20 protein-coding genes and 1 tRNA gene are annotated in these 21,851 nt (G+C 74.5%); 9 read left to right on the top strand and 12 right to left on the bottom strand.

Going from position 1 to position 21,851, the window contains the following annotated elements; all coding sequences use genetic code 11:
• Positions 1-25 precede the first annotated feature (25 nt).
• The 3 genes from SM611_RS00610 to fdhD form a co-directional block, all read right to left on the bottom strand.
• Positions 26-1,795 carry an SDR family oxidoreductase gene (locus tag SM611_RS00610; RefSeq protein ID WP_371946775.1) on the bottom strand — a complete coding sequence of 590 codons (1,770 nt, stop codon included), beginning with the start codon at positions 1,793-1,795 and terminating at the stop codon, positions 26-28.
• A gap of 128 nt (positions 1,796-1,923) precedes the next feature.
• The gene (locus tag SM611_RS00605) at positions 1,924-2,859 is read right to left on the bottom strand and encodes a metal-dependent hydrolase (protein WP_371946774.1); all 936 of its coding nucleotides are present in this window, start codon (positions 2,857-2,859) and stop codon (positions 1,924-1,926) included.
• 129 nt (positions 2,860-2,988) lie between these two features.
• Entirely contained in the window at positions 2,989-3,801 is an 813-nt protein-coding gene (gene fdhD / locus SM611_RS00600; protein WP_371946773.1) for a formate dehydrogenase accessory sulfurtransferase FdhD, read from the bottom strand.
• 211 nt (positions 3,802-4,012) lie between these two features.
• Between fdhD and SM611_RS00595 the strand changes: the two genes are divergently transcribed.
• Positions 4,013-4,339 (top strand): DUF4333 domain-containing protein, encoded by a 327-nt coding sequence (locus SM611_RS00595; protein ID WP_371946772.1) that lies wholly within the window; start codon positions 4,013-4,015, stop codon positions 4,337-4,339.
• Between the two features lie 4 nt (positions 4,340-4,343).
• On the opposite strand, the gene SM611_RS00590 is transcribed toward SM611_RS00595, so the two are convergent.
• From SM611_RS00590 to SM611_RS00580, 3 genes are all read right to left on the bottom strand, one after another.
• Positions 4,344-4,526: a DUF3099 domain-containing protein gene (locus SM611_RS00590; RefSeq protein WP_371946771.1), complete on the bottom strand. Its 183-nt coding sequence runs from the start codon at positions 4,524-4,526 to the stop codon at positions 4,344-4,346.
• 82 nt (positions 4,527-4,608) lie between these two features.
• A tRNA-Sec gene (locus SM611_RS00585) sits at positions 4,609-4,701 on the bottom strand.
• Between the two features lie 23 nt (positions 4,702-4,724).
• Positions 4,725-6,557: an AMP-dependent synthetase/ligase gene (locus tag SM611_RS00580; protein WP_371946770.1), complete on the bottom strand. Its 1,833-nt coding sequence runs from the start codon at positions 6,555-6,557 to the stop codon at positions 4,725-4,727.
• A gap of 178 nt (positions 6,558-6,735) precedes the next feature.
• Between SM611_RS00580 and selD the strand changes: the two genes are divergently transcribed.
• Together selD and SM611_RS00570 are read left to right on the top strand one after the other, a co-directional pair.
• Entirely contained in the window at positions 6,736-7,728 is a 993-nt protein-coding gene (selD, locus tag SM611_RS00575; RefSeq protein WP_371946769.1) for a selenide, water dikinase SelD, read from the top strand.
• A gap of 101 nt (positions 7,729-7,829) precedes the next feature.
• Positions 7,830-8,105: a GlsB/YeaQ/YmgE family stress response membrane protein gene (locus tag SM611_RS00570; protein ID WP_371946768.1), complete on the top strand. Its 276-nt coding sequence runs from the start codon at positions 7,830-7,832 to the stop codon at positions 8,103-8,105.
• Positions 8,106-8,134: 29 nt separating this feature from the next.
• Here SM611_RS00570 and SM611_RS00565 read toward each other — a convergent pair whose 3' ends face one another.
• Both SM611_RS00565 and SM611_RS00560 read right to left on the bottom strand, forming a co-directional pair.
• A complete protein-coding gene (locus tag SM611_RS00565) occupies positions 8,135-10,015 on the bottom strand; it encodes a propionyl-CoA synthetase (protein ID WP_371946767.1) in 1,881 nt (626 codons plus the stop codon).
• Positions 10,016-10,168: 153 nt separating this feature from the next.
• Positions 10,169-11,599, bottom strand: a complete 1,431-nt coding sequence (locus SM611_RS00560; protein WP_371946766.1) for an MFS transporter — start codon at positions 11,597-11,599, stop codon at positions 10,169-10,171.
• Between the two features lie 392 nt (positions 11,600-11,991).
• On the opposite strand from SM611_RS00560, the gene SM611_RS00555 reads away from it, so the two are divergent.
• Entirely contained in the window at positions 11,992-13,818 is a 1,827-nt protein-coding gene (locus SM611_RS00555) for a SelB domain-containing protein (protein ID WP_371946765.1), read from the top strand.
• Positions 13,819-13,881: 63 nt separating this feature from the next.
• Positions 13,882-15,075: an RtcB family protein gene (locus SM611_RS00550; RefSeq protein WP_371946764.1), complete on the top strand. Its 1,194-nt coding sequence runs from the start codon at positions 13,882-13,884 to the stop codon at positions 15,073-15,075.
• A 37-nt stretch (positions 15,076-15,112) separates the two neighbouring features.
• Here the strand turns inward: SM611_RS00550 and SM611_RS00545 are convergent, their stop codons facing one another.
• On the bottom strand, positions 15,113-15,919 hold the full coding sequence (locus tag SM611_RS00545) for an alpha/beta hydrolase (protein WP_371946763.1): 807 nt from the start codon (positions 15,917-15,919) through the stop codon (positions 15,113-15,115).
• 141 nt (positions 15,920-16,060) lie between these two features.
• Here SM611_RS00545 and moaA point away from each other — a divergent pair, with 141 nt between their 5' ends.
• Genes moaA through SM611_RS00530 form a run of 3 tightly spaced genes read left to right on the top strand, consistent with a single transcriptional unit; the run spans position 16,061 to position 18,002 of the window.
• A complete protein-coding gene (gene moaA, locus SM611_RS00540) occupies positions 16,061-17,050 on the top strand; it encodes a GTP 3',8-cyclase MoaA (RefSeq protein ID WP_371946762.1) in 990 nt (329 codons plus the stop codon).
• Positions 17,051-17,605 carry a molybdenum cofactor guanylyltransferase gene (gene mobA, locus SM611_RS00535; RefSeq protein ID WP_371946761.1) on the top strand — a complete coding sequence of 185 codons (555 nt, stop codon included), beginning with the start codon at positions 17,051-17,053 and terminating at the stop codon, positions 17,603-17,605. It begins immediately after the preceding gene.
• 49 nt (positions 17,606-17,654) lie between these two features.
• A complete protein-coding gene (locus SM611_RS00530; protein ID WP_371946760.1) occupies positions 17,655-18,002 on the top strand; it encodes a DUF6457 domain-containing protein in 348 nt (115 codons plus the stop codon).
• Here the strand turns inward: SM611_RS00530 and SM611_RS00525 are convergent.
• Positions 17,999-18,241 carry a hypothetical protein gene (locus SM611_RS00525; RefSeq protein ID WP_371946759.1) on the bottom strand — a complete coding sequence of 81 codons (243 nt, stop codon included), beginning with the start codon at positions 18,239-18,241 and terminating at the stop codon, positions 17,999-18,001. The two genes, SM611_RS00530 and SM611_RS00525, sit on opposite strands and share 4 nt — an antisense overlap.
• Positions 18,242-18,321: 80 nt before the next feature.
• Between SM611_RS00525 and SM611_RS00520 the strand changes: the two genes are divergently transcribed.
• Positions 18,322-19,743 carry an MFS transporter gene (locus tag SM611_RS00520; RefSeq protein WP_371946758.1) on the top strand — a complete coding sequence of 474 codons (1,422 nt, stop codon included), beginning with the start codon at positions 18,322-18,324 and terminating at the stop codon, positions 19,741-19,743.
• Here the strand turns inward: SM611_RS00520 and SM611_RS00515 are convergent.
• Together SM611_RS00515 and SM611_RS00510 are read right to left on the bottom strand one after the other, a co-directional pair.
• Positions 19,740-21,044: an FAD-dependent oxidoreductase gene (locus SM611_RS00515; protein ID WP_371946757.1), complete on the bottom strand. Its 1,305-nt coding sequence runs from the start codon at positions 21,042-21,044 to the stop codon at positions 19,740-19,742. The two genes, SM611_RS00520 and SM611_RS00515, sit on opposite strands and share 4 nt — an antisense overlap.
• A complete protein-coding gene (locus tag SM611_RS00510; RefSeq protein WP_371946756.1) occupies positions 21,034-21,849 on the bottom strand; it encodes a tryptophan 2,3-dioxygenase in 816 nt (271 codons plus the stop codon). Before SM611_RS00510 ends, SM611_RS00515 begins: the two co-directional genes overlap by 11 nt.
• Between the last annotated feature and the right edge of the window lie 2 nt (positions 21,850-21,851).

Raw genomic sequence — 21,851 nt, 5'->3', positions numbered from 1 at the left:
GGCGGGCGGCGGCCGGTGGCGGCGGTCAGCCCGGGCCGAGCCGGGCCAGCAGCCGCAGCGCCCCCGGGGCCGCGCGGGAGGCGAGGCGGCCCAGCCGCGCTTCGGGCGTGACCGGGACGACCGCGCGGTCGTCCCGGACGGCCGCGACGATCCGCTCCGCGACGCGCTCCGGCCCGTAGCCGCGACGGGCGTAGGCCCGCGCCGCGCGGTCCCGGCTGCGGGCCTGGCCGGCCTCGTCCTGGCCGACGAAACGGGCCGTCCGGGTGATGCCGGTGTCGACGATCCCGGGGCAGATGGCGCTGACCCCGATGCCCCTGCCCTTCAGTTCGGCGCGCAGGCACTCCGACAGCATCAGGACGGCGGCCTTGCTGGTGGAGTAGGCGGGCAGCGCGCGCGACGGCGTGAACGCGGCGGCCGACGCGGTGTTGACGATGTGGCCGCCCTGCCCGCGCTCGGCCATCTGCGCGGCGAAGAGCCGCGAGCCGTGGATGACGCCCCACAGGTTGACGTCCAGGACCTTGCGCCAGTCGTCGGCGGTGTGGTCGAAGAAGGACCCGGCCATGCCGATGCCCGCGTTGTTGACGACGACGTCCGGGACGCCGTGCTCGTGCAGGACGGCCTTGGCGAAGTCCTCCATCGCGGTGGGGTCCGACACGTCCACCTGGAAGGCGCGGGCGGCCGGGCCGGCGAGTTCGGCGGTCCGCCGGGCGGTCTCCAGGTCGAGGTCGGCGGCGACGACCTCGGCGCCGCGCCCGGCGAACGCCAGCGCCGTGGCGCGGCCGATGCCGCTGCCCGCGCCGGTGACGACGACGAGGGAGCCGTCGAACGGGCGCCGCTCCGGCCGCACCCGCGCCCGGCCGAGCGTGCGGGACTCGGCGGCGGTGAGCGGGCCGCCCTGGACGCCCGTGACGTGCTCGGTGATCCAGCGGGCGACGAGGCCGGGGTGGCTGCGCGGCACCCAGTGCCCGGCCGGGACCGGTCGCAGCGACAGCTCGGGGACGCGCCCGCCGAGGCCGCCGACCAGGTGCGGCGAGACGAACAGGTCCCGCGTGGGGACGATGACCTGCGTCGGCACGTCCGTGCGCCGGTCGCGGGGGCTGCGCAGCCGCCGCACCATGTTCGCCCGGTACAGGCCGACTCCGGCGGCGGCGTCGCGCGCCATCGTCCGCGCCGGGTGGCCGGGGCGCGGCGCGACGCCCTCGCCGACGGCCAGGGCGCGGGTGAACAGCCGGGTCAGCCCGCCCAGCCACAGCAGCTCCGGCAGCAGCGGCGTCTGGAAGAAGTAGATGTAGCCCGACCGCGCGGCCTGCCCGGCCGCCCGCCGCAGGTTGGACGGCGTGGGGCGGGCGAGTTTGCGGCGCATCCAGTGCGCGACGTGGTCCAGGCACGGCCCGGAGATCGAGGTGAAGGAGGCGAAGCGGTCCGGCATCGTGCAGGCCGCCTCCCAGCCCTGGATCGACCCCCAGTCGTGCCCGACCAGATGCACCTTGCGGTCGGGGGCGGTCGCGTCCAGCACGGCGCGCATGTCGGACATCAGGTAGTCGAGCGCGTAGCGCTTGCGGCCGAACGGCCGGGACGACGCGCCCGCGCCGCGCACGTCGTACCGGACGACGTGGAACCGCTCGGCGAGCAGCGCGGCCACCTCGTCCCACATCGCGTGGGTGTCGGGGTAGCCGTGGACGAGCAGCAGCGTCGGCCGCGCCGGGTCGCCCTGCTCGTAGACGGCGAGGTCGACGCCCTCGCCGTGGACCCGGCGCCTGCCGACCGGAGGGACTCGGGCCGCTTTATTAGACATCTTGGTAATAAACCGCCGAATCCGTCCCTGGTCAAGGGGGCGCGGCGTGAGCCCCGCCACCCGACGCCGAGGGCCCGTACGGCGCGGCGGTACGGGCCCTCAGGCGAGGTCTGGGCGGCCGGCGTCGGCTAGTAGGGGTCGTACCCCCCGGCCTTCGCGGCGGGCGACTGCATGAGGTACTCCAGCGCGCGCGGGGTCGAGCACACCTTCGACGGGTGGTGGTTGGGCTTCAGGTAGACGGGCGCCTCGCCGAGCAGCAGCTTGAAGATGCCGGGCACGTGCCCCTGCCGGACCGACCGCCGGTACGCCCGGTACACGCGCAGCGGCGTCACCCGCTTGGTGACCGTCGGGTCCTGCTTGAGCAGGTACAGCGACCCGCCGATCAGGGCCCAGTACAGGAAGAACAGCGACACGACCCAGGCCGCGACGCGCGTCGGGTAGCGGCCCCCCATGGCCTTGTACACGTCGAACACGACCGACCGGTGCTCGACCTCCTCGGCGCCGTGCCAGCGCAGCAGGTCCAGCATGGTCGGGTCGACCCCGGCGTTCTCGAACCGCTCGTTGTCCATGATCCACTGGCCGAGGACGGCGGTGTAGTGCTCGATCGAGGCGACCGCGGCCAGTTCGAAGCGCAGCCGGCGCCGCCACGCCCGCGGGTTCTTCTCCTTCAGCGCCGCCATCTGCGCGGGCCGCTCGGCGTTGCCCTTCGCCGCCGCGTCGGTGATCTTGGAGACGTCGATCCCGTTCCGCTCCAGGATCTGGTCGAGCACCCCCTGGTGGGAGCGGGCGTGCACCATCTCCTGGCCGATGAAGCCCTTGATCTCCTCCAGCAGCCGCTCGTCCCTGATGTAGGGGCGCGCGTCCTTGACGCACTGGATGAACCACTTCTCGCCCTCGGGCAGGACGATGTGGAACGAGTTGATGATGTGCGTGGCGACGGGGTCGCCGGGCACCCAGTGCAGCGGCGTCCCCGACCAGTCGAACGACACCCGCCGAGGCTTGATCGGCGGGTGTCGCTCATCGATGCCGGACGCGGGTGCGCCGCCTGTCAGGGGCCTCGTCATGCCGTCCCTCGCTTCCGCGCGCGCGTATGCCATTGGGGGAGCAGTCAACTCCTGTGGGGCCGCGGTTTCTTGCGGTCGGCCCAACAAGTTACCGCTTGGTTTTCGGTCTGTGATGACAAGCGCCGCCCGTCACGGGACGATACGCGCGGCTCCCGCGTACACGTTCATGGTCTCGCCCCGCAGGAAGCCGACCAGCGTCATCCCGGCGTCCTCGGCGAGTTCCACCGCCAGCGACGACGGCGCCGACACGGCCGCGAGCACGGGAACCCCCGCCGTCATGGCCTTCTGCGTCAGCTCGAACGACGCGCGCCCGCTCACCACCAGCACCGTGCCGGTGAGCGGCAGCCGACCCTGCCGCAGCGCCCACCCGATCACCTTGTCGACCGCGTTGTGCCGCCCGACGTCCTCCCGGACGGCGAGGAGCCCGCCCCCGGCGCCGAAGAGCCCGGCCGCGTGCAGCCCGCCCGTCCGGTCGAAGACCCGCTGCGCCGCGCGCAGCCGGTCCGGCAGCGCGGCCAGCACGTCCGGCGCGAGCCGCACCGGATCGGCGGCGACCTCGTAGGGCCGGCCGGCGCGCAGCGCCTCGATGCTGGACTTGCCGCACACGCCGCACGCGCTCGTCGTCGTGAACGCCCTGGTCATCGAGTCGTCCGGCGGCGGCACGCCGGGCGCCAGCGTCACGTCCAGGGTGTTCTGCTCGGCCGTGTCGGCGCAGTACCGCATCGACGCGAGGTCGCCGGCGTCGCCGATGACGCCCTCGGCCGCCAGGAAGCCGGCGACGAGGTCGAAGTCGTGGCCGGGCGTCCGCATCGTGATCGTGAGCGGCTTGCCGGCGACGCGGATCTCCAGCGGCTCCTCCACCGCGAGGGTGTCGGGCCTGCGGCCCCGCGCGCCGGTCGTGCTCAGCCGCAGCACGGGCTTGCGCACGGTGATCCGCCCCATGCCGCGACCGTACCCCGGATACCCGCGGGTAACGAAAAGTTCGGACCGTTCTGTCCCTTTCCTGGTCCCTTTTCGCTCGGGACGGGGCGCCCTGGCGCCCGGGGCGCCCGCGGCCCGAGCATCGGAACGTGCCAAGGCGCCCACGGGGACCGGGGCGCCGCTGAGAACAGACAGAGAACAGACAGAGAACAGACGGGGAGCAACGACACCGATGCGCAAGTTCCTGGCCGTACCCGTCCTCCTCGGCGCCCTGGCGCTGACCACCGCCGCCTGCGAGGTGACCAAGACCGTCTCCGCCGCGAACGTGGAGGAGCAGATCGTCGCCAAGTTCAGCGGGCCGTTCGACGACGGCGGTATCGGGCCGGCCACCGCCGAATGCCCGGAGGACCTGAAGGGCGAGGTCGGCACCGCGATCCAGTGCACCGTCCGGGACGCCAAGGGCGGCGAGTACCCGCTGATCGTCACGGTCACCTCAGTGGAGGGCGACCAGGTCCGCTTCAGCATGAAGGAGCCCCCGCAGCCGAAGGGCGGCGAGTAGCCGCTCAGTCGCGGCGGTCGATGTTCCAGTTCGCCACGATCGCCGCGAACGGCGGGATGACGAGCGCCACCACCGACATCACGATCGCGGCGGTGTGCGACCAGTCCCGCACGACGGCCCACGCCAGCACGAACAGCGTGAGGCACGTCCCCATCATGACGCCGTAGGCGATCTTCCGCCTCCGCATGCCTCCAGGCTACGTCGCCCCGCCGGGACACCGCCGGCGGGGCGAGGGGGCGATCGCGGAGGGCGCGGCGGAGGGGAGGCGGCGGAGGCGTACGGGAATCGAACCCGCCGTCCCGAGATCCTCGGGACCGTCGGCTTTGAAGGCCGGGGAGGCCACCAGGCGCTCACACGCCTCCGCAGGTGATCCTAGCTGCCGTGATCAGGACCCGTAGAGGTCCTCGATGTCGGGGGAGTACTTGGTGTGGACGACGCGGCGCTTCAGCTTGAGGGTCGGGGTCAGCTCCTCGCTCTCGGCCGTCCACTCGGCGGGCAGCAGGCGCCACTTCTTCACCTGCTGGACGCGGGCGAGCCGGGCGTTGGCGTCCTCGACGGCCTTGGCGACCTCCTCCTTGACGAGGGGGTGGTCGGCGAGGGCGGCGAGGTCGGTGGTGTCGATGCCGTGGGCGGCGGCCCAGACGGGGGCGACCTCGCCGTCGAGGGTGATCAGGGCGACCACGTAGGGGCGGCGGTCGCCGAAGGCGAGCGCCTGGCCGACGAGGGGGTGCTCCTTGAGGTGGTTCTCGATGAGGGACGGGGCGATGTTCTCGCCGCCCGCGGTGATGATCAGTTCCTTCTTGCGGTCGACGACGGTGAGGAAGCCGTCGGCGTCCATGCGGCCGATGTCGCCGGTGCGCACCCAGCCGTCGGCGTCGATGAGCTCGGCGGTCGCGTCCGGGCGGCGCAGGTAGCCGGGGGTGCAGGTGGCGCCGCGGACGAGGATCTCGCCGTCGTCGGCGAGCTTCAGCTCGACACCGTCGAACGGGCGGCCGACGGTGCCGAGCTTGAAGGAGTCGGCGAGGTTGGCGGTGACGGCGCCGGTCGTCTCGGTCATCCCGTAGGCGTCGAAGATCTTCAGGCCGAGGCCGGCGAAGAAGCGGGCGACCTCGACGGGCAGCGGCGCGGCGGCGCTGGAGGCCTGGCGGACGCGGTCCAGGCCGAGCAGGCCGCGCATCGGGGTGAGGACGGCCTTGTCGGCCGCCTCGAACGCGGCGGTGATCTCGGGGGTGAGCGTGTTGCCGTACTCCTGGGCCGTCACGTAGGCGCGGCCCGCGTCGAGCGCCCCCTGGACCGCCTGCTTCTTGGCCTCGTCCTGCTCGGCGGACAGGACGGCCTGGATGCCGGCCATGATCTTCTCCCAGACGCGCGGCACGCCGAAGAAGGAGTGCGGCCGCACCTCGCCCAGGACGGCCGTGAGCTGGGCCGGGTCCGGGCAGAAGTGGATGTGGGAGGCGAGCCGGATGGGCAGGTAGTAGCTGAGGACGCGGTCGGCGATGTGCGCGAACGGCAGGTAGGACACGCCGGCCGGGTGCTCGGGCAGCACGGAGGTCCGCTGGACCATGTCCGCCTCGTTCAGCACCATCGAATGGGTGATCAGGACGCCCTTGGGGTCGCCGGTGGTGCCGGAGGTGTAGAGGAGGGTGACGGTGTCCTCGGGCTTGACGGCCTGCCAGCGGCGGTCGATCTCGGCCGGGTCGGCGGCGAGCCGCTCGCGGCCGAGCGCGGTGAAGTCGTCCCAGCTGAGGTAGCGGTCGCCGGACGGGCACGCGGCGGCGTCCACCACGATGATCTTGCGCAGCTCGGGGAGCCGGTCGAGGACGGGCTCCCAGCGGTCGAGCTGGTCCCCGCCGTTCAGGACGGCGTACTTGGCGGCGCAGTGCCCGGCCACGAAGGCGACCTGGTCGGGCGCGAGCGTCGCGTACACGGTGGTCGGGACGCCGCCCGCGTGCACGGCGCCGAGGTCGGCCAGCACGTGCTCGGACCGGTTCGGCATCATCAGCGCGACCACGTCGCCGGGCTCCAGGCCGAGGGCGGCGAACCCGGCGGCCGTCTCCAGCGCGCGGGTACGGGTGTCCGCCCAGGTCAGGGTCTTCCACTCGCCGTCGATCCGGTCCGCGTAGGCCGGCCGGCCGCCGTGCTTCTCCACGGTCGCGGCCAGGCTGGTGCAGATCGTCTGCCCCGCCACGCCCTCGGCACTCCTGTCCCCACTACCCATGACGCCCCTTGATGTAAGTGATGACTTGCAGAAGGGAAATCGCATCATGCCGAACGTTGTTCGGACAAGGGTTTCGTGCATTTCCGCGCTGGTCGGGCGTGATGTTCCGCCCTCGGTGACCGCATCCGTACTGTGCGTTCCTTGATCATTTGCGGAGGTTGTGCGTTAAATCATGCGGGTGACCCGCCTCGCCCCCGTGGCCCGCCTGACGCAGTACGCGCACGGCGGCGGCTGCGCCTGCAAGATCCCGCCCGGGGTGCTGGAGCGGGTCGTCACCGGCCTGACCGGCGGCGACGACGCGCTGCTCGTCGGCGGGCCCGACGGCGACGACGCGGCCGTGCTGCGCGTCGCCGGCGGCCGGGCCGTCGTCTCCACCGCCGACTTCTTCACCCCCGTCGTCGACGACGCCTACGACTGGGGCCGCATCGCCGCCGCCAACGCGCTGTCCGACGTCTACGCGGTCGGCGGCGAGCCGCTGATGGCCCTCAACCTGCTCGGCTGGCCGGTCGACACGCTGCCCGCCGAACTGGCCCGCGAGGTGCTGCGCGGCGGCCGGGACGTCGCGGCGCTCGCCGGCTGCGCGATCGCGGGCGGGCACAGCATCGACGACCCCGAGCCCAAGTACGGCCTGGCCGTGACCGGCGTCGCCGACCCCGCCCGGCTGCTGCGGCTGGACGCCGGCCGGCCCGGCGTCCCGCTGTCGCTCACGAAGCCGCTCGGCCTCGGCGTCCTCAACGCCCGGCACAAGGCGACCGGCGAGGTGTTCCCGCACGCGGTGGAGACGATGACGCGGCTCAACGCGCAGGCGGGCGTCGCCGCCCTGGAGCGCGGCGCCGCGTGCGCCACGGACGTCAGCGGCTTCGGGCTGCTCGGCCACCTGTACAAGGTGGCGCGCGCGAGCGGGGTCACCGCCGTCGTCGACGCGGCCGCCGTCCCCTACCTGGACGGGGCGCGGTCCGCCGTCCGGGACGGGTTCGTGCCCGGCGGGACGCGGCGGAACCTGGCGTGGGTGTCCCCGCACACCGACTTCCGCCGGATCGCCGAGGAGGAGCGGCTGCTGCTGGCCGACGCGCAGACCTCCGGCGGGCTGCTCGTCGCCGGGGAGGTCCCGGGCGCCCCCGTCGTCGGCGAACTCGTCCCCCGCGGGCGGCACGCGCTCCTCGTCCGCTGACCCGGCCGCTAATCCGGCCGCTGACCCGCCCGTGTCACCGTCCCGGATGCGGGTAGGGGGAACGGCGACGCATCGCCGGGCGGGGCAGCTGAGGAGCGGGCATGACCATCGGGGGACTCGCCGCCGCAGTCGTCCTGGGCGCGGTGATCGGGGTCTTCGGACGGCTGCTCGTGCCGGGCCGGCCGGGCATGCCGGCCTGGCTCCTGATGGCGGCAGGCGTCGTCGCGGCGTTCGCCGGGACGGGCCTGGCCCAGGTGTCCGGCCTCGGTGACGGCGGCTGGAGCCCCTGGGAGACGCTCCTGCAGATCGTGGTCGCGGCGGCCGGCGTCTGCCTGGTCGCGGCGTTCTGGCCCAAGGGGGCCGGCGACCGCCCTTAGCCCGCGCCCCGCTCGCTCCTTCCGCGGCCCTAGGACCGGCGCAGGACGGGACGCAGGCCCTCCAGCACCTCGGGGTCCTCGATCGTGGACGGGACGGTCACCTCCTGCCCGTCGGCGATGCCCCGCATCACGCCCCGCAGGATCTTGCCCGAGCGCGTCTTCGGCAGCGCCGGGACGACCGTGATCTCCTTCAGCGCCGCCACCGGCCCGATCTGCTCGCGCACCATCCCGACCAGCTCCGCGCCCAGCTCGGCGGGCTCGGCGAGGACCCCGCTCTTGAGCACGACGAGCCCGCGCGGGACCTGCCCCTTCAGCGCGTCCTGGACGCCGATGACCGCGCATTCGGCGACGGCCGGGTGGGAGGAGATGACCTCCTCCATCGTCCCGGTGGACAGCCGGTGCCCCGCCACGTTGATGACGTCGTCGGTGCGGCCCATCACCCACACGTAGCCGTCCTCGTCGATGTGCCCGCCGTCGCCGGTGAGGTAGTGCCCCGGGTACTTCGTCAGGTACGACTCGACGAACCGCTCGTCGTCCTGCCACAGGGTGGGCAGCGTGCCGGGCGGCAGCGGCAGCCGGATCGCGATGTCGCCGTCGGCGCCGGGCGGGACCGAACCGCCGTCCGGGCCGAGGATCCGCACGTCGTAGCCGGGCACCGGCACCGACGGCGAACCCGCCTTGACCGGCATCGGCTCCAGCCCGCGCAGGTTCGCCACGATCGGCCAGCCGGTCTCGGTCTGCCACCAGTGGTCGATGACCGGCCGGTCCAGGATCCGCGACGCCCACCGGTAGGTGTCGGGGTCCAGGCGCTCCCCGGCGAGGAACAGCGTGTCCAGCGCGGACAGGTCGTGCCCGGCGAGCAGCGCGCCCTCCGGGTCCTCCTTCTTGATCGCGCGGATCGCGGTCGGCGCGGCGAACAGCGCCTTCACCCGGTGCTGCGCGGCCACGCGCCAGAACGCGCCCGCGTCCGGCGTCCCGACCGGCTTGCCCTCGTACAGGACGGTCGCGCAGCCGGTGAGCAGCGGCGCGTACACGATGTAGGAGTGCCCGACGACCCAGCCGACGTCGGACGCCGCCCAGAACACGTCGCCCGGCCCGACGCCGAACACGTTCTCCATCGACCAGCGCAGCGCCACCGCGTGCCCGCCGTTGTCGCGGACGACGCCCTTCGGCCGCCCGGTCGTCCCGGACGTGTACAGGATGTAGAGCGGATCGGTGGCGGCGACGGGCACGCACTCGGCGGGCTCGGCGGCGGCGACGGCCTCGTCCCACTCCACGTCCCGCGGCCGGACGAGGTCGGCGTGCAGCTGCTCGCGCTGCCGGATCACGCACCGCTCGACCTTGTGCCGGGCCTGCTCGAGCGCCTGGTCGAGCAGCGGCTTGTAGGGCACGATCCGGCCCCCCTCGATCCCGCAGGACGCGGACACGACCACCTTCGGCCGGGCGTCGTCGATGCGGACGGCCAGCTCCCGCGCCGCGAACCCGCCGAAGACGACCGAGTGCACCGCGCCGAGCCGGGCGCACGCCAGCATCGCGATGACCGCCTCCGGCACCATCGGCAGGTAGATGACGACGCGGTCGCCGCGGTCGACGCCCTGCGCCCGCAGCGCCCCGGCGAACCGCGCGACGAGGGCGGTCAGCTCCCGGTAGCTGTAGGTGCGCACCGTGCCGGTGACCGGGCTGTCGTAGATGAGCGCGGCCTGGTCGCCGCGGCCCTCCTCGACGTGCCGGTCCAGCGCGTTGTCGCACGTGTTCAGCTCGCCGCCGGTGAACCAGCGGTAGAAGGGCGGCGCGCCGTCGTCCAGGACCCGGTCCGGCGGGACGAGCCAGCGGACGTCGCGCGCCGCCAGCCCCCAGAAGCGGGTCGGGTCGGCGATGCTGCGTTCGTACGCGGCCGCGTAGGCGCCCATGGTCGTCCTCCCGGTGCGGGGTCGCTGGCCCGGATCTGCGCTGCGGCCCCGGTCGGGTGTTTTCGGGCCGCACCCCTATAGGGCATGGCCCGGGGCCGGTTCGTCAAGGGCCCGCGCCGCCCGGCCCGCGTGCCGGCGGGGCCGCGCCGCCCGTCAGTCGGGGTGCCGCAGGCCGTGGCCGACGGCGATGAGCGCGGCCACGGCGGCGCCCGCCGCGACGACCCAGAAGCACAGCTCGTAGGCGCCGAGCGTGGGGACCTCGGTCCCGGCGATCACCTGCCCGGCCAGGATCGACGCGGTGACGGCGCCCGCCACGCTGCCGCCGGCGGTGCGGACGAGCGAGTTGATCCCGCTGGCGATGCCGCTCTGGTCCATCGGGACGTGCTGGACGGCGAGCGTGCCGAGCGCCGCGTAGGCGATCCCGAACCCCATGCCCTGGATGGCGCTGAACGCGAGCATGTCGTACACGTGCGAGTTGGAGACCGCCAGCCACGCGTAGCACAGCCCGGCGAACGCCGACCCGGTCGCGAGGGTGTAGGCGGGGCCGATCCGTCCCGCGATGCGCCCGGCCAGCGCCGAGAAGACCAGCATCGTGACGGTGCTCGGCAGCATGTAGAGGCCGACGTCCAGCACCGTGCCGTCCAGCCCGTACCCGACCTCCGCGGACGGCGCCTGCACGAACCCGGCGATCAGCGTGAACGCGGCGAACATCGAGAAGCCGAGCAGCGCCGACACGATGTTCGCCGACAGCGACCGGGCGCCGACCAGCAGGGTGAGCCGCACCAGCGGGGCGCGGACCCGCAACTGGACGACCGTCCACACCGCGCACAGCGCGGCGGCGGCGCCGAACAGGCCGAGGACGCCGCCGGACGTCCAGCCCCACGCGTTGCCCTGGCTGATGCCGAGCAGCAGGCAGACGAGCCAGGCGGCGAGCAGCGCGGCGCCCGCGAGGTCGGGCCGCCCGCCGGCCCGCGCCCCGGCGTCGCGGGCGCAGACGGCGACCAGCGCCAGCGCGGCGGCGCCCAGCGCGGCGGTGATCCAGAAGACCGGGTGGTGGCTCCCGGTCCGCGCGGCGATCAGCCCGGTGACGATCATGCCGGCGCTGCCGCCGACGCCCATGGTGGCGCTGACGATGCCGATCGCGGTGATGATCCGCTCGCGCGGGAAGGCGTCCCGGATCATGCCGATCGCGAGGGGGATCAGCGAGGACGAGACGCCCTGCAGGGCGCGTCCGGCGATGAGGACCGGCAGCGACGCCGACAGCGCGCAGACCACCGAGCCGGTCACCAGCAGGACGAGCGTGAGCACGATCATCCGCTTCTTGCCGTACATGTCGCCGAACCGCGCCAGCAGCGGGGTGGCGACCGCGCCGGCCAGCAGCGACGCGGTGAACACCCAGGTCACGTCGGTGATCGGGGCGTCGAAGCGGACCATGAACTGGGGCAGCAGCGGCAGCACCAGGGTCTGCTGGACCGAGACGACCATCCCGGCGGCGGCGAGCGCGAGCAGGGTGCCGCCGGTGCGGGCGGGACCCCCGGCCGGGTGCCCGGCCGCGGTCTGCGCCGTCGTCTGGGCACCGGTCATGCGGACCTCCCCCCTGCGGTTCTCGTGCGATCGGCGACGTCCGGCCGCCGGGGACCCGGCCGCGCGGCGCCGCGCCCGCGTGCCTGGACGCTGTGGTTACTTAGGTTAAGTAAGTGTAGAGCGGCCGGGTTCGCGGCATGCGGCCGGAGGTGACCGGGAGATACCGGTTCCGGACGGAGCTGAACCGGTGGCGATTTCTGGTCGTTTGTGGTTTACGTGAGGTCAGTGGGATCTTCCGGTGCGGGCGGCGGGCCCGACCCGGTTTTGCGCGGGGGCCCGGCGTCCCTAGGGTTGGCTTCCGTGGACCCGCTATCGGGCGAGTTTCGTCCGCACGACCCCCGCGACGCATCCCCCCGCACGGCCTTCCGCGCCCCGGCCCGGAAAGGACGCTGATGCAGGTCGTCACCACCGCCGGACACGGTGGGCACGGCAAGTCGGCGCTCGTGCGCGCCCTCACCGGCAAGGAGCCGGGGGAGGCGGGCGCCTGGACCGAGCTGCCCTCGGGGCGGCGCGTCGCGTTCGTCGACGTCCCCGGCGGGGAGCGATCCGTCCCGGCCATGCTCGCGGGCGCCGCGCCCGCGCCCGCCGCGCTGCTCGCCGTCGCCGCCGACGAGGGGTGGATGCCGCAGACCGGCGAGCACCTGGACGCCCTCGGCGCGCTCGGCGTCCGGTCCGGCGTCCTCGCGGTCACCAAGGCCGACGCCGCCGACGCCCGGCCCGCGCTGCGCCAACTCCGCGAGCGGCTCGCCGGCACCGCGCTGCGCGGCGTGGAGGCCGTCGCCGTCAGCGCCCTCACCGGCGCCGGCGTGGACGAGCTGGCCGCCGCCCTCGACCGGCTCGCCGGCCGGCTGCCCGTCCCCGACCCGGCCGCCCCGGTGCGGCTGTGGGTCGACCACGCCTTCACCGCCGGGCGGCAGACCGTCGTGACCGGCACCCTCGCCGCCGGGACGGTCGCGGTCGGCGACGAGCTGCTGCTCATGCCCGCCGCGGACCGCGTCCGCGTCCGGACGATCGGCTGCGCCGGCGAGCCGCGCGACACGGTCGGCGGCGTCTCCCGCGTCGTGCTGACGCTCCGCGACGCCGGCCGCGTGGACGTCGGCATGGCCCTGGTCACCCCCGGCGCCTGGACCCACACCACCTGCGTCGACGTCCGCACCCGGTTCGGGGAGGCGTCCGGGCGGCTCGCGCGGCGGCTGACCCTGCACCTCGGGACCGCCGCCGTCCCCGTCGGGCTGCGGCCGCTCGGCCCCGACACCGCCCGGCTGACGCTGAACACCCGGCTCGCCCTGCACCTCGGCGACACCGGCGTCCTGCGCGACCCGGCGCGCCGCTCGATCGCCGGGGTGAGCGTCCTGGACGTCCGGCCGCCGACGCTGGTGAGCCGCGGCGCGGGGGCCGCCCGCGCCCGGGAGCTGGCGTCCTGGCCGGACCGGCCGGACGGCGCGGTCGTGCTGCGCCGGCACGGCGTCCTGCGGCGCTCGGAGCTGTCGCTGATGGGCTGCGCGCCGCCGCCGGACGCCGTCGCGCTGAACGGCGAGTGGATCGCCGACCCGGCGCACTGGTCCTCGCTGTTCGACCGGCTCGCCGCGGAGGCGTCCCGGCACGCCGCGGGCAGCCCGCACGCCCCCGGCATCCCGCTGGAGACCGTCCGGCTGCGGCTCGGCCTGCCGGCCCGGCAGCTGGTCGCCGCGCTCGTCCGGCCGCCGCTGCGGGTGGACGCCGGGCGCGTCTACGGCCCCGCGCCGGCGGACGCGCCCGGTTCCGCGCCGGATCCCGGGGCCCGCCCGGCGGCCCCCACCGCGATCGCCGCGACGCCTCCGCCGCCCTGGGCCGGGGCCGTGGAGCGGCTCCGCGCCGACCTCGCGGACGCGCCGTTCTCGCCGCCGTCCGCCGAGCGCCTGGCCGAGCTGGGCCTCACCGGCGAGCTGCTCGCCGCCGCCGACCGCGCGGGCGCCGTCCTGCGCATCGACGCCGGCGGCGAGGAGGGCGGCGATGAGGGCGGCGAGGGAGGGATCGTCCTGCTGCCGGGCGCCGACCGCGCCGCGCTGCGCGTCCTCGACGCGCTGCCGCAGCCGTTCACGCCCGGCCAGGCGGGCGACGCGCTGGGCACCAGCCGCCGGGTCGCCGTCGCGCTCCTGCGCCATCTGGACCGGCTCGGGCTCACCGAACGCCGCAGGTCGAACGGTGATGAACCCCTCCAGGACGGGAAAACCGGTTGAACAGCGGCCGGTGATTCTGGCCTCATGGATCGCGGTCCGGTTCCCGTCGATCAAGGAGAAGGCATGCCGTACCAGACGCTCGAGGGCGGCCGCGTTCCCATCCGCATGTGGACCGACCCCGCCACCGTCGAGGACGTCGCCCTCGACCAGCTCCGCAACGTCTCCGCCCTGCCGTGGGTGGAGGGCCTCGCGGTGATGCCCGACGTCCACTACGGCAAGGGCGCGACCGTCGGCTCGGTCATCGCGATGAAGGACGCGGTGTCCCCGGCGGCCGTCGGCGTCGACATCGGCTGCGGGATGACCGCCGTCAAGTCGTCCCTCGCCGTGGAGGACATGCCGGACGACCTGTCCGGCCTCCGGCACCGGCTGGAGCGGGCGATCCCCGTCGGGCGCGGCTCGCACAAGAGCCCCGTCGACCCGTCCGCGCTCCCGAACCTGAAGGAGCGCGGCTGGTACGACTTCTGGAAGCAGTTCGACGACCTGCACCCGGCGGTCCGGGCCCGGCTCGGCCGCGCCCGCCAGCAGATGGGCACGCTCGGCGGCGGCAACCACTTCCTGGAGCTGTGCGCGGACGACAAGGGCGCGATCTGGCTCGTCCTGCACTCGGGCTCGCGCAACATCGGCAACGAGCTGGCCGAGCACCACATCGAGGCCGCCCGGAAGCTCCCGCACAACCAGGACCTTCCGGACAACGACCTCGCCGTGTTCCTCACCGGCACCGCCAAGATGGACGCCTACCGCCACGACCTGTTCTGGGCGCAGGAGTACGCGCGCCGCAACCGCGCCGTCATGACGGCGCTCGCGCAGAACGTCGTGACCAGGCAGTTCGGCGAGAAGCGCTGCAGGTGGGGCCAGGTCATCTCCTGCCACCACAACTACGTGGCGGAGGAGGTGTACGGCGGCGAGGAGCTGCTGGTCACCCGCAAGGGCGCGATCCGCGCGGGCCGCGGCGACCTCGGGATCATCCCGGGCTCGATGGCGACCGGCACCTACATCGTGCGCGGCCTCGGCAACGAGACCGCCTACAACTCGGCCTCGCACGGCGCGGGCCGCCGCATGAGCCGCAACAAGGCCCGCAAGAGCTTCACCGTGGACGACCTGATCGAGCAGACGAAGGGCGTCGAGTGCCGCAAGGACGGCGGCGTCGTCGACGAGATCCCGGGCGCCTACAAGGACCTGGAGACGGTGATCGCGTCCCAGTCCGACCTGGTCGAGGTCGTCGCCCGCCTCCGCCAGCTCATCTGCGTCAAGGGCTGACGGCGCGGCGCCTGGGCGGCGCCTGGGCGGCCGCCGCTCAGGCGAGGGCCCGGTCGATGAACGCGGTGACGTCGGCGAGGACCTCGTCGCGGTTGGTCTCGTTGAACACCTCGTGGCGGGCGCCCGGGTAGAGCCGCTCGGTGAGGTCGGCGCCGCGGATCCTCTCGATGCCGGCGCGGGTGTCCTCGGGGCGGACGAGTTCGTCGTCCTCGCCGTGCACGTAGAAGGTCGGCAGCGCGCCCAGGGAGCCGTGCTCGTCGACGCGGCGCAGGGCGGTGTCGAGGGCCTCGATCGTGCGCTTCCTGAACGGGCCGTGCCAGACGAGCGGGTCCTCGGCGTAGGCCGCGCCGACGGCCGGGTCGCGGGACAGCGTGGACGTGTCGATCGGCTCGTCCGGCATCTCGTCCAGGGGGAGCAGCTCGTCGACGGCGTGCCAGCGGCCGAGCACCGGGCCGGACAGGACGAGCGCGGCGAGGCCGCCGCCGTGGAGCTGGGCGTAGCGGGCGGCGATCAGCCCGCCCATCGAGTGGCCGATCATCACGACGGGCAGGCCGGGATGGTCGCCGCGCGCCGACTCCACGACCGTGTGCAGGTCGGCGACGACGTCCTCGTAGTCCTCGATCAGCACGCGGTCGCCGGCGGAGCGGCCGTGACCCATGTGGTCGGGCCCGCAGACGACGGCGCCGTGCCGGACGAGGACGTCCGCGACGCGGTCGTAGCGGCCGAGGTGCTCGCCGTAGCCGTGCACGAGGACCGCGATGTAGCGCGGCTCCCCGTCCACCCAGATCCGGGCGGTGACCGCGCCCCGCGTCCCGGCGAACTCCCACTCCCGCGCCGTCGTCACTCCGGCCTCCCTCATGCTCGACAGAACGTAACGGTCCACCGTGATGCGACGAAACGTCAACCACCGCAATAGGCTGGTGTGACCGACCGCAACACCCGGCGCGCCGCGAGATCGGCCGCCGGCCAGCAGGAAGGGGCGCCAGTGCTGGTCGACACCTTCGGCCGTACCGCGACGGACCTGCGGGTCTCGCTCACCGACCGCTGCAACCTGCGGTGCTCCTACTGCATGCCCCCGGAGGGGCTGGACTGGCTGCCCAAGCCGGAACTGCTCACCGACGACGAGGTGGTCCGGCTCGTCGGCCTCGCCGTCCGCGACCTCGGGGTCACCGAGGTCCGCTACACCGGCGGCGAGCCGCTGCTGCGGCGCGGGCTGGCGGAGATCGTGCGGCGGACCGCGGAGCTGTCGCCGCGCCCGCAGATCTCGCTGACCACCAACGGCATCGGGCTCGACCGGCTGGCCGCGCCGCTCGCCGCGGCGGGCCTCGACCGGGTGAACGTCTCCCTCGACACCCTCGACCGCGGCACGTTCGAGCGGCTCGCGCACCGCGACCGGCTCCCGGACGTCCTGGCGGGCCTCGCCGCGGCGCGCGCCGCCGAGCTCGAACCCGTCAAGATCAACGCGGTGCTGATGCGCGGGGTCAACGACCACGAGGCCGTGCCGCTGCTGCGCTACTGCCTGGAGCGGGGCTACCGGCTGCGGTTCATCGAGCAGATGCCGCTGGACGCCCAGCACGGCTGGACCCGCGCGGACATGATCACCGCGGACGAGATCCTGGACCGGCTGTCGGCGGAGTTCGACCTCGCCCCGGACGAGGCCCACGACCGGGGCAGCGCCCCCGCCGAGTCGTTCGTGATCGGCGGCGGCCCCGCCACGGTCGGCGTGATCGGCTCGGTGACCCGCCCGTTCTGCGGCGCCTGCGACCGGGTGCGGCTGACCGCCGACGGGCAGATCCGCAACTGCCTGTTCGCCACCGAGGAGTCCAACCTGCGGGACGCGCTGCGCGGCGGCGCCACCGACGGCGAACTGGCCGAGCGCTGGCGCAAGGCGGTCTGGGCCAAGCGCGCCGGGCACGGCATCGACGACCCGTCCTTCCTGCAGCCGGCCCGGCCCATGTCGGCGATCGGCGGCTGAGTGGAGTTCGACGCGGTCCTGCTGGCGGGCGGCCGGGCCCGGCGGTTCGGGGCCGACAAGCCCGCCGCGCCGGTCGGCGGGCGCGCGCTCGTCGAATGGACGGCCGCCGCGGTGGCCGGGGCGTCCCGGCTGATCGTGGTCGGGCCGCGCCGGGACGTCCTGCCCGGCGCCGTCGTCGTCCGCGAGGACCCGCCCGGCGCCGGTCCGGTGCCCGCGCTGCGCGCCGGGCTCGCCGAGGTCCGCGCGCCGCGGCTGGCGCTGCTGGCCGCCGACATGCCGTTCCTGCGCCCCGCCCACGTCGCCCGCCTCCTGGACGCGATCGGGGACCGGCCGGGCGCCGTGCTGCTGGACGGGGACGGCCGCGAGCAGTGGCTCGCCGGCTGCTGGCGTCCCGCCGCCCTGCGGGAGGCGCTGGACGCCTACGAGGGCGCGTCCCTGCGCGGCCTGCTCGGGCCGCTGGACCCCGTCCCGGTCGCGGTCCCGGGGGGCGCGCGCCCCGCCTGGTACGACTGCGACACACCCGAGGCGCTGGCCGCCGCCGAGCGCCTGCTTTGATCGTGCGAGAGTGGGCAGTGGTGCCTGGACCACGCGCGAAGGGGGACCCATGCCGGTGCTGGACGAGTGGATCAACGCGGCCTGCCGCGAACTGGGCCTGGAACGCGGCGACATCGACCAGAGCCTCATCCTCGACCTCGCCCGCGACGTCGCGCACGGGGTCGCGCGGCCGGGCGCGCCGCTGACGGCGTACCTGCTCGGCCTCGCGGTGGGGCGCGGCGCGCCCGCCCGGGACGCGGCCGCCCGGCTGACCGAGATGGCCGAGGGCTGGAAGGGCGAGACCCCCGAGACCCCCGAGACCTCCGAGGCCTCCGAGACGCCGGAGAAACCGCAGCCGCCGCCGGAGACGCCCGGTGTGCCCGGACCCGCCGGGGAGCCCGTCCTCGACGAGGCCTAAGCCCCCTCGGAGGGGGCGTCGCGGTCGGCGACGGGCACGACGTCCTTCAGGAAGTCGCGGCGGGACAGGAACGCCGACAGGCTCTCGCGGTGCTCGTCGCAGGCCAGCCAGATCTTCCGCCGGTCCGGCGTGTGGATCTTCGGGTTGTTCCACCGCAGCGCCCACACGGCGGCGGCGCGGCAGGCCTTGGCGGAGCACAGCAGTTCCTCGGGGCCGGTCCCCGGAGCCGAGTCGGTCATGCGGCAACTGTGGCACAGCCGGCCGGCGGGAACGCTCCCGCCCCGCGTTTCACCCGGTGGCCTCCGGATAGGACCCCGCCGTGCACAAGGCCGCGGACGCCCCGGACCAGGGCTGGGACCGGCGGCGCCGATGGCGGGCGCTCTCGGTCTGCCTGGTCTCGGCGTTCATGACGCTGCTGGACGTCAGCATCGTCAACGTGGCGCTGCCGTCGATCCGGGAGGGCCTGCACGCCTCCGAGGCGCAGCTGCAGTGGATCCTGTCGGGGTACGCGCTGACGTTCGGGCTCGTCCTGGTCCCGGCGGGACGGCTCGGCGACGCCCGCAGCCGCCGCGCGGTGTTCATGTCGGGCCTCGCCCTGTTCACGGTGGCGAGCGCCGCCGCCGGGGTCGCGCCGACGATCCTGCTGCTCGTCCTCGCCCGGCTCGTGCAGGGCGTCGCGGGCGGCATCCTCAACCCGCAGGTCGCGGGCCTCATCCAGCAGCTGTTCCAGGGCGCCGAGCGGGGCCGGGCGTTCGGCGCGCTCGGCGCCGTCATCGGGATCGCGACCGCCGTCGGTCCGCTGCTCGGCGGCGCGCTGATCGCCGCCGGAGGGACCGAGGAGGGCTGGCGGTGGGTGTTCTACGTCAACGTCCCCGTCGGGGTCGCCGCGCTGTTCCTGGCGTGGCGGCTGCTGCCCGCCCCCGTCTACGGGGAGCGGCAGGGACTGGACCCGCTCGGCGTGCTGCTGCTCGGCGCGGGCGTCGCGTGCGTGCTGCTGCCGTTCGTCCAGCAGCAGCAGTGGCACGGACCCCTCAAATGGCTGCTGCTCCTCGCGGGCGCCGCGCTCCTCGCCCTGTTCGCCGCCTGGGAGCGCCGCGCCCGGACGCCGATGGCCGACCTGCGGCTGTTCCGGCTCCGCTCCTACGCGCTGGGCACGGCGATCGCGCTGCTGTACTTCGCCGGGTTCACCGCGGTCTTCTTCATCTTCACCCTCTACCTGCAGAACGGCCTCGGCTACAGCGCGTTCGGCGCCGGCCTCGCGATCACGCCGTTCGCGGTCGGGTCGGGGCTGGCGTCGGCGGTCGGCGGCCGGATCGTGACGCGGTACGGGCGCTCGCTCGTCGCCGCCGGGCTCGTCGTGGTCGCGGTGGGCCTCGGCGCCGCGTGGGTCGCCGTGGAGCTGCGGCCGGGCGGCGGCGTCGCCTGGGCCACGGCGGCGCCGCTGCTGCTCGCCGGGCTCGGCAGCGGCCTGGTCATCGCGCCCAACCAGACGCTGACGCTGTCGGAGGTCAGCTACACCGAGGGCGGCAGCGCGGCGGGCGTCCTGCAGACGGGCCAGCGGGTCGGCACCGCGATGGGCGTGGCCGCCGTCGGGGCCGTGTTCTTCGCCACCGTGGCGAGCACCCGCGGGGACTGGGCGACGGCGTTCCGGCACGGGCTGATCGTCGTCCTGGGGTTCGTGCTGGCGGCGCTGGCGGCGGCCGTCGCGGACCTGGCCGCGGGCCGCCGCCAGCGCCGCTAGCGCCGCCGCACGGCGCGGACGGAAAGTCCGAGGACGGCCGCGGCGCCCGCGGCGGCGGCGCCGAGGACGATGTTCTGGCGCCTGATCCGGGCCGGGATCTCCGCGTAGGGCAGCGTCGAGAACGACACCAGCTCGTAGCGGGAGACGTACCGTCCGGCGAGGCGCCGCTCCAGCGCGTGCGTCGCGGCCTGCTTCGCCCGGTACACCGGTGACGAGACCCGGTCGCGCATCTCCACGAAGTTGTCGAGGGCCATCTCGGCGATCGCATCGGTGTTGGCCTTGCGCCGCTCCTGGTAGAGCGACAGCGCGCGCCGCCAGTCGCCGCCGGTCTCGTCCAGGCACCGGTCGATCTCGATGCAGTCCTCGAACGCGCAGTTGGCGCCCTGCCCGAAGAACGGGACGATCGCGTGCGCGGCGTCGCCGAGCAGGGCCACGGTCGCGCCGGCGCCGTACCGGGTCCACGGCCGGCACCGGACGGTCACCAGCGACCCGATCGGGTTGTGCGCGTAGTCGTCGGCCAGGTCCGGCATGAGGCCCGCGACGTCCGGATAGTTCTCCGCGAAGTACCCGGTGACCTTCGCGGGCGTGTCGAGCGCCGCGAAGTCCCCCTTCGGCCAGAACAGCGTGCAGGTGAACGACCGGTCCAGGTTCGGCAGCGCGATCATCATGGAGGTGCCGCGGGGCCAGATGTGCAGCGCGTCCGGGTCGAGCGCGAATTCGCCGTCCCTGGGCGGGACGGTCAGCTCCCGGTAGCCGTGCTCCAGGAAGTCGGCGTCGTGCTCGAACCCGAGCGACCGGCGGACCGCGCTGTAGGCCCCGTCCCCGGCCAGGACGACGCCGGCGGGCTCCGGGCCGGCGTCCTCGAACAGCAGCTCGCCGGCCTCGACGTCCACGCCCGTGACGCGCTGCGAGAACCGGAGCGCGACCCCGGGCGTCGCCTCGGCGGCGTCCAGCAGCGACCGGTTCAGCTCGGCGCGGCTGATGGAGTTGATGGCGCGCCTGCCGTCCGCGCTGTACGGCTGGAAGTTCTGCGCGCCGCCCAGCGGGTGCACCATCCGGCCGTGCATGGGCAGCGCCCGCTTGAGGGACTGGTCGCGCAGCCCGACCTGCTCCAGCGCGGCGAGGCCGCGGGCGGAGATCGCCAGGTTGATCGAGCGTCCCCGCTCGGCGCCCGCGACACGCGGGTCGGGGCGCCGCTCGTACACCGTGACGGGCACGCCGCGGCGGCCCAGCAGCACCGCGAGCAGGCAGCCCGCGAGGCCCGCGCCGACGATCGCGACCCGCTCGCCGTCACCCGCCATGGGCGGGCGCCTCCCCCGCGCTCGCCGGCTCGGTCTGGGAGCGGACCTCCCACAGGTCGGGGAAGGCGGGGGCGAACAGGGTCCGGCGCAGGTAGTCGGCGCCTGCCGACCCGCCGGTGCCGATCTTCGCGCCGATCGTCCGCTCGACCATCTTCAGATGCCGGTACCGCCACTCCTGGACGCCCTCGTCGACGTCGACGAGCGCCTCGCACACCTCGGCGGCCGGGCCGGACTCGTCCGCGTAGACGGCGAGGAGGGCCTTTTGGACGCCGGGGTCCGGCTCCCAGGGCGCGGACGGGTCGCGGTCCAGCGCCTCGCGCGGCACGGGGTACCCGTGCCCGTCCAGGTAGCGCAGCAGCGAGTCGAACAGCGACGGGCGCGACACCGCGGCGCGGAGCCGCTCGTCGTCGCGCAGCACCGACGCGGGGAAGGAGCGCCGCCCGAGGACGGCCTCGATCTCGCGGAACTGCTCGCTCTGGAATCCGCTGGAGCTGCCGAGGACGTCGCGGAACGCGGCGAACTGCCGGGGCGTCATGGTCTCCAGCACGTCCAGCTGCCCGACCACGGTCTTGAGGATCTTGGCGATCCGGCGGGCGGTGTGCAGCGACCCGGCGCTGCCGCCCTCCTCCAGCCGGCGCTGCAGCAGCGCGGCCTCGTGCAGGATCTGCTTGAACCACAGCTCGTAGACCTGGTGGATGATCACGAAGAGCAGCTCGTCGTGCGCCCGGGTCTTCGGCTCCTGGCAGGAGAGAAGATCGTCGAGCCGCAGATAGCCGCCGTACGTCATTGTCGGCGAATCCGCCATCA

The organism is Actinomadura monticuli, assembly GCF_041463655.1.
Lineage (GTDB): Bacteria > Actinomycetota > Actinomycetes > Streptosporangiales > Streptosporangiaceae > Spirillospora > Spirillospora monticuli.
Note: the sequence above shows the minus strand (reverse complement) of the source record. Positions and strands in the feature narration are given on the sequence as shown.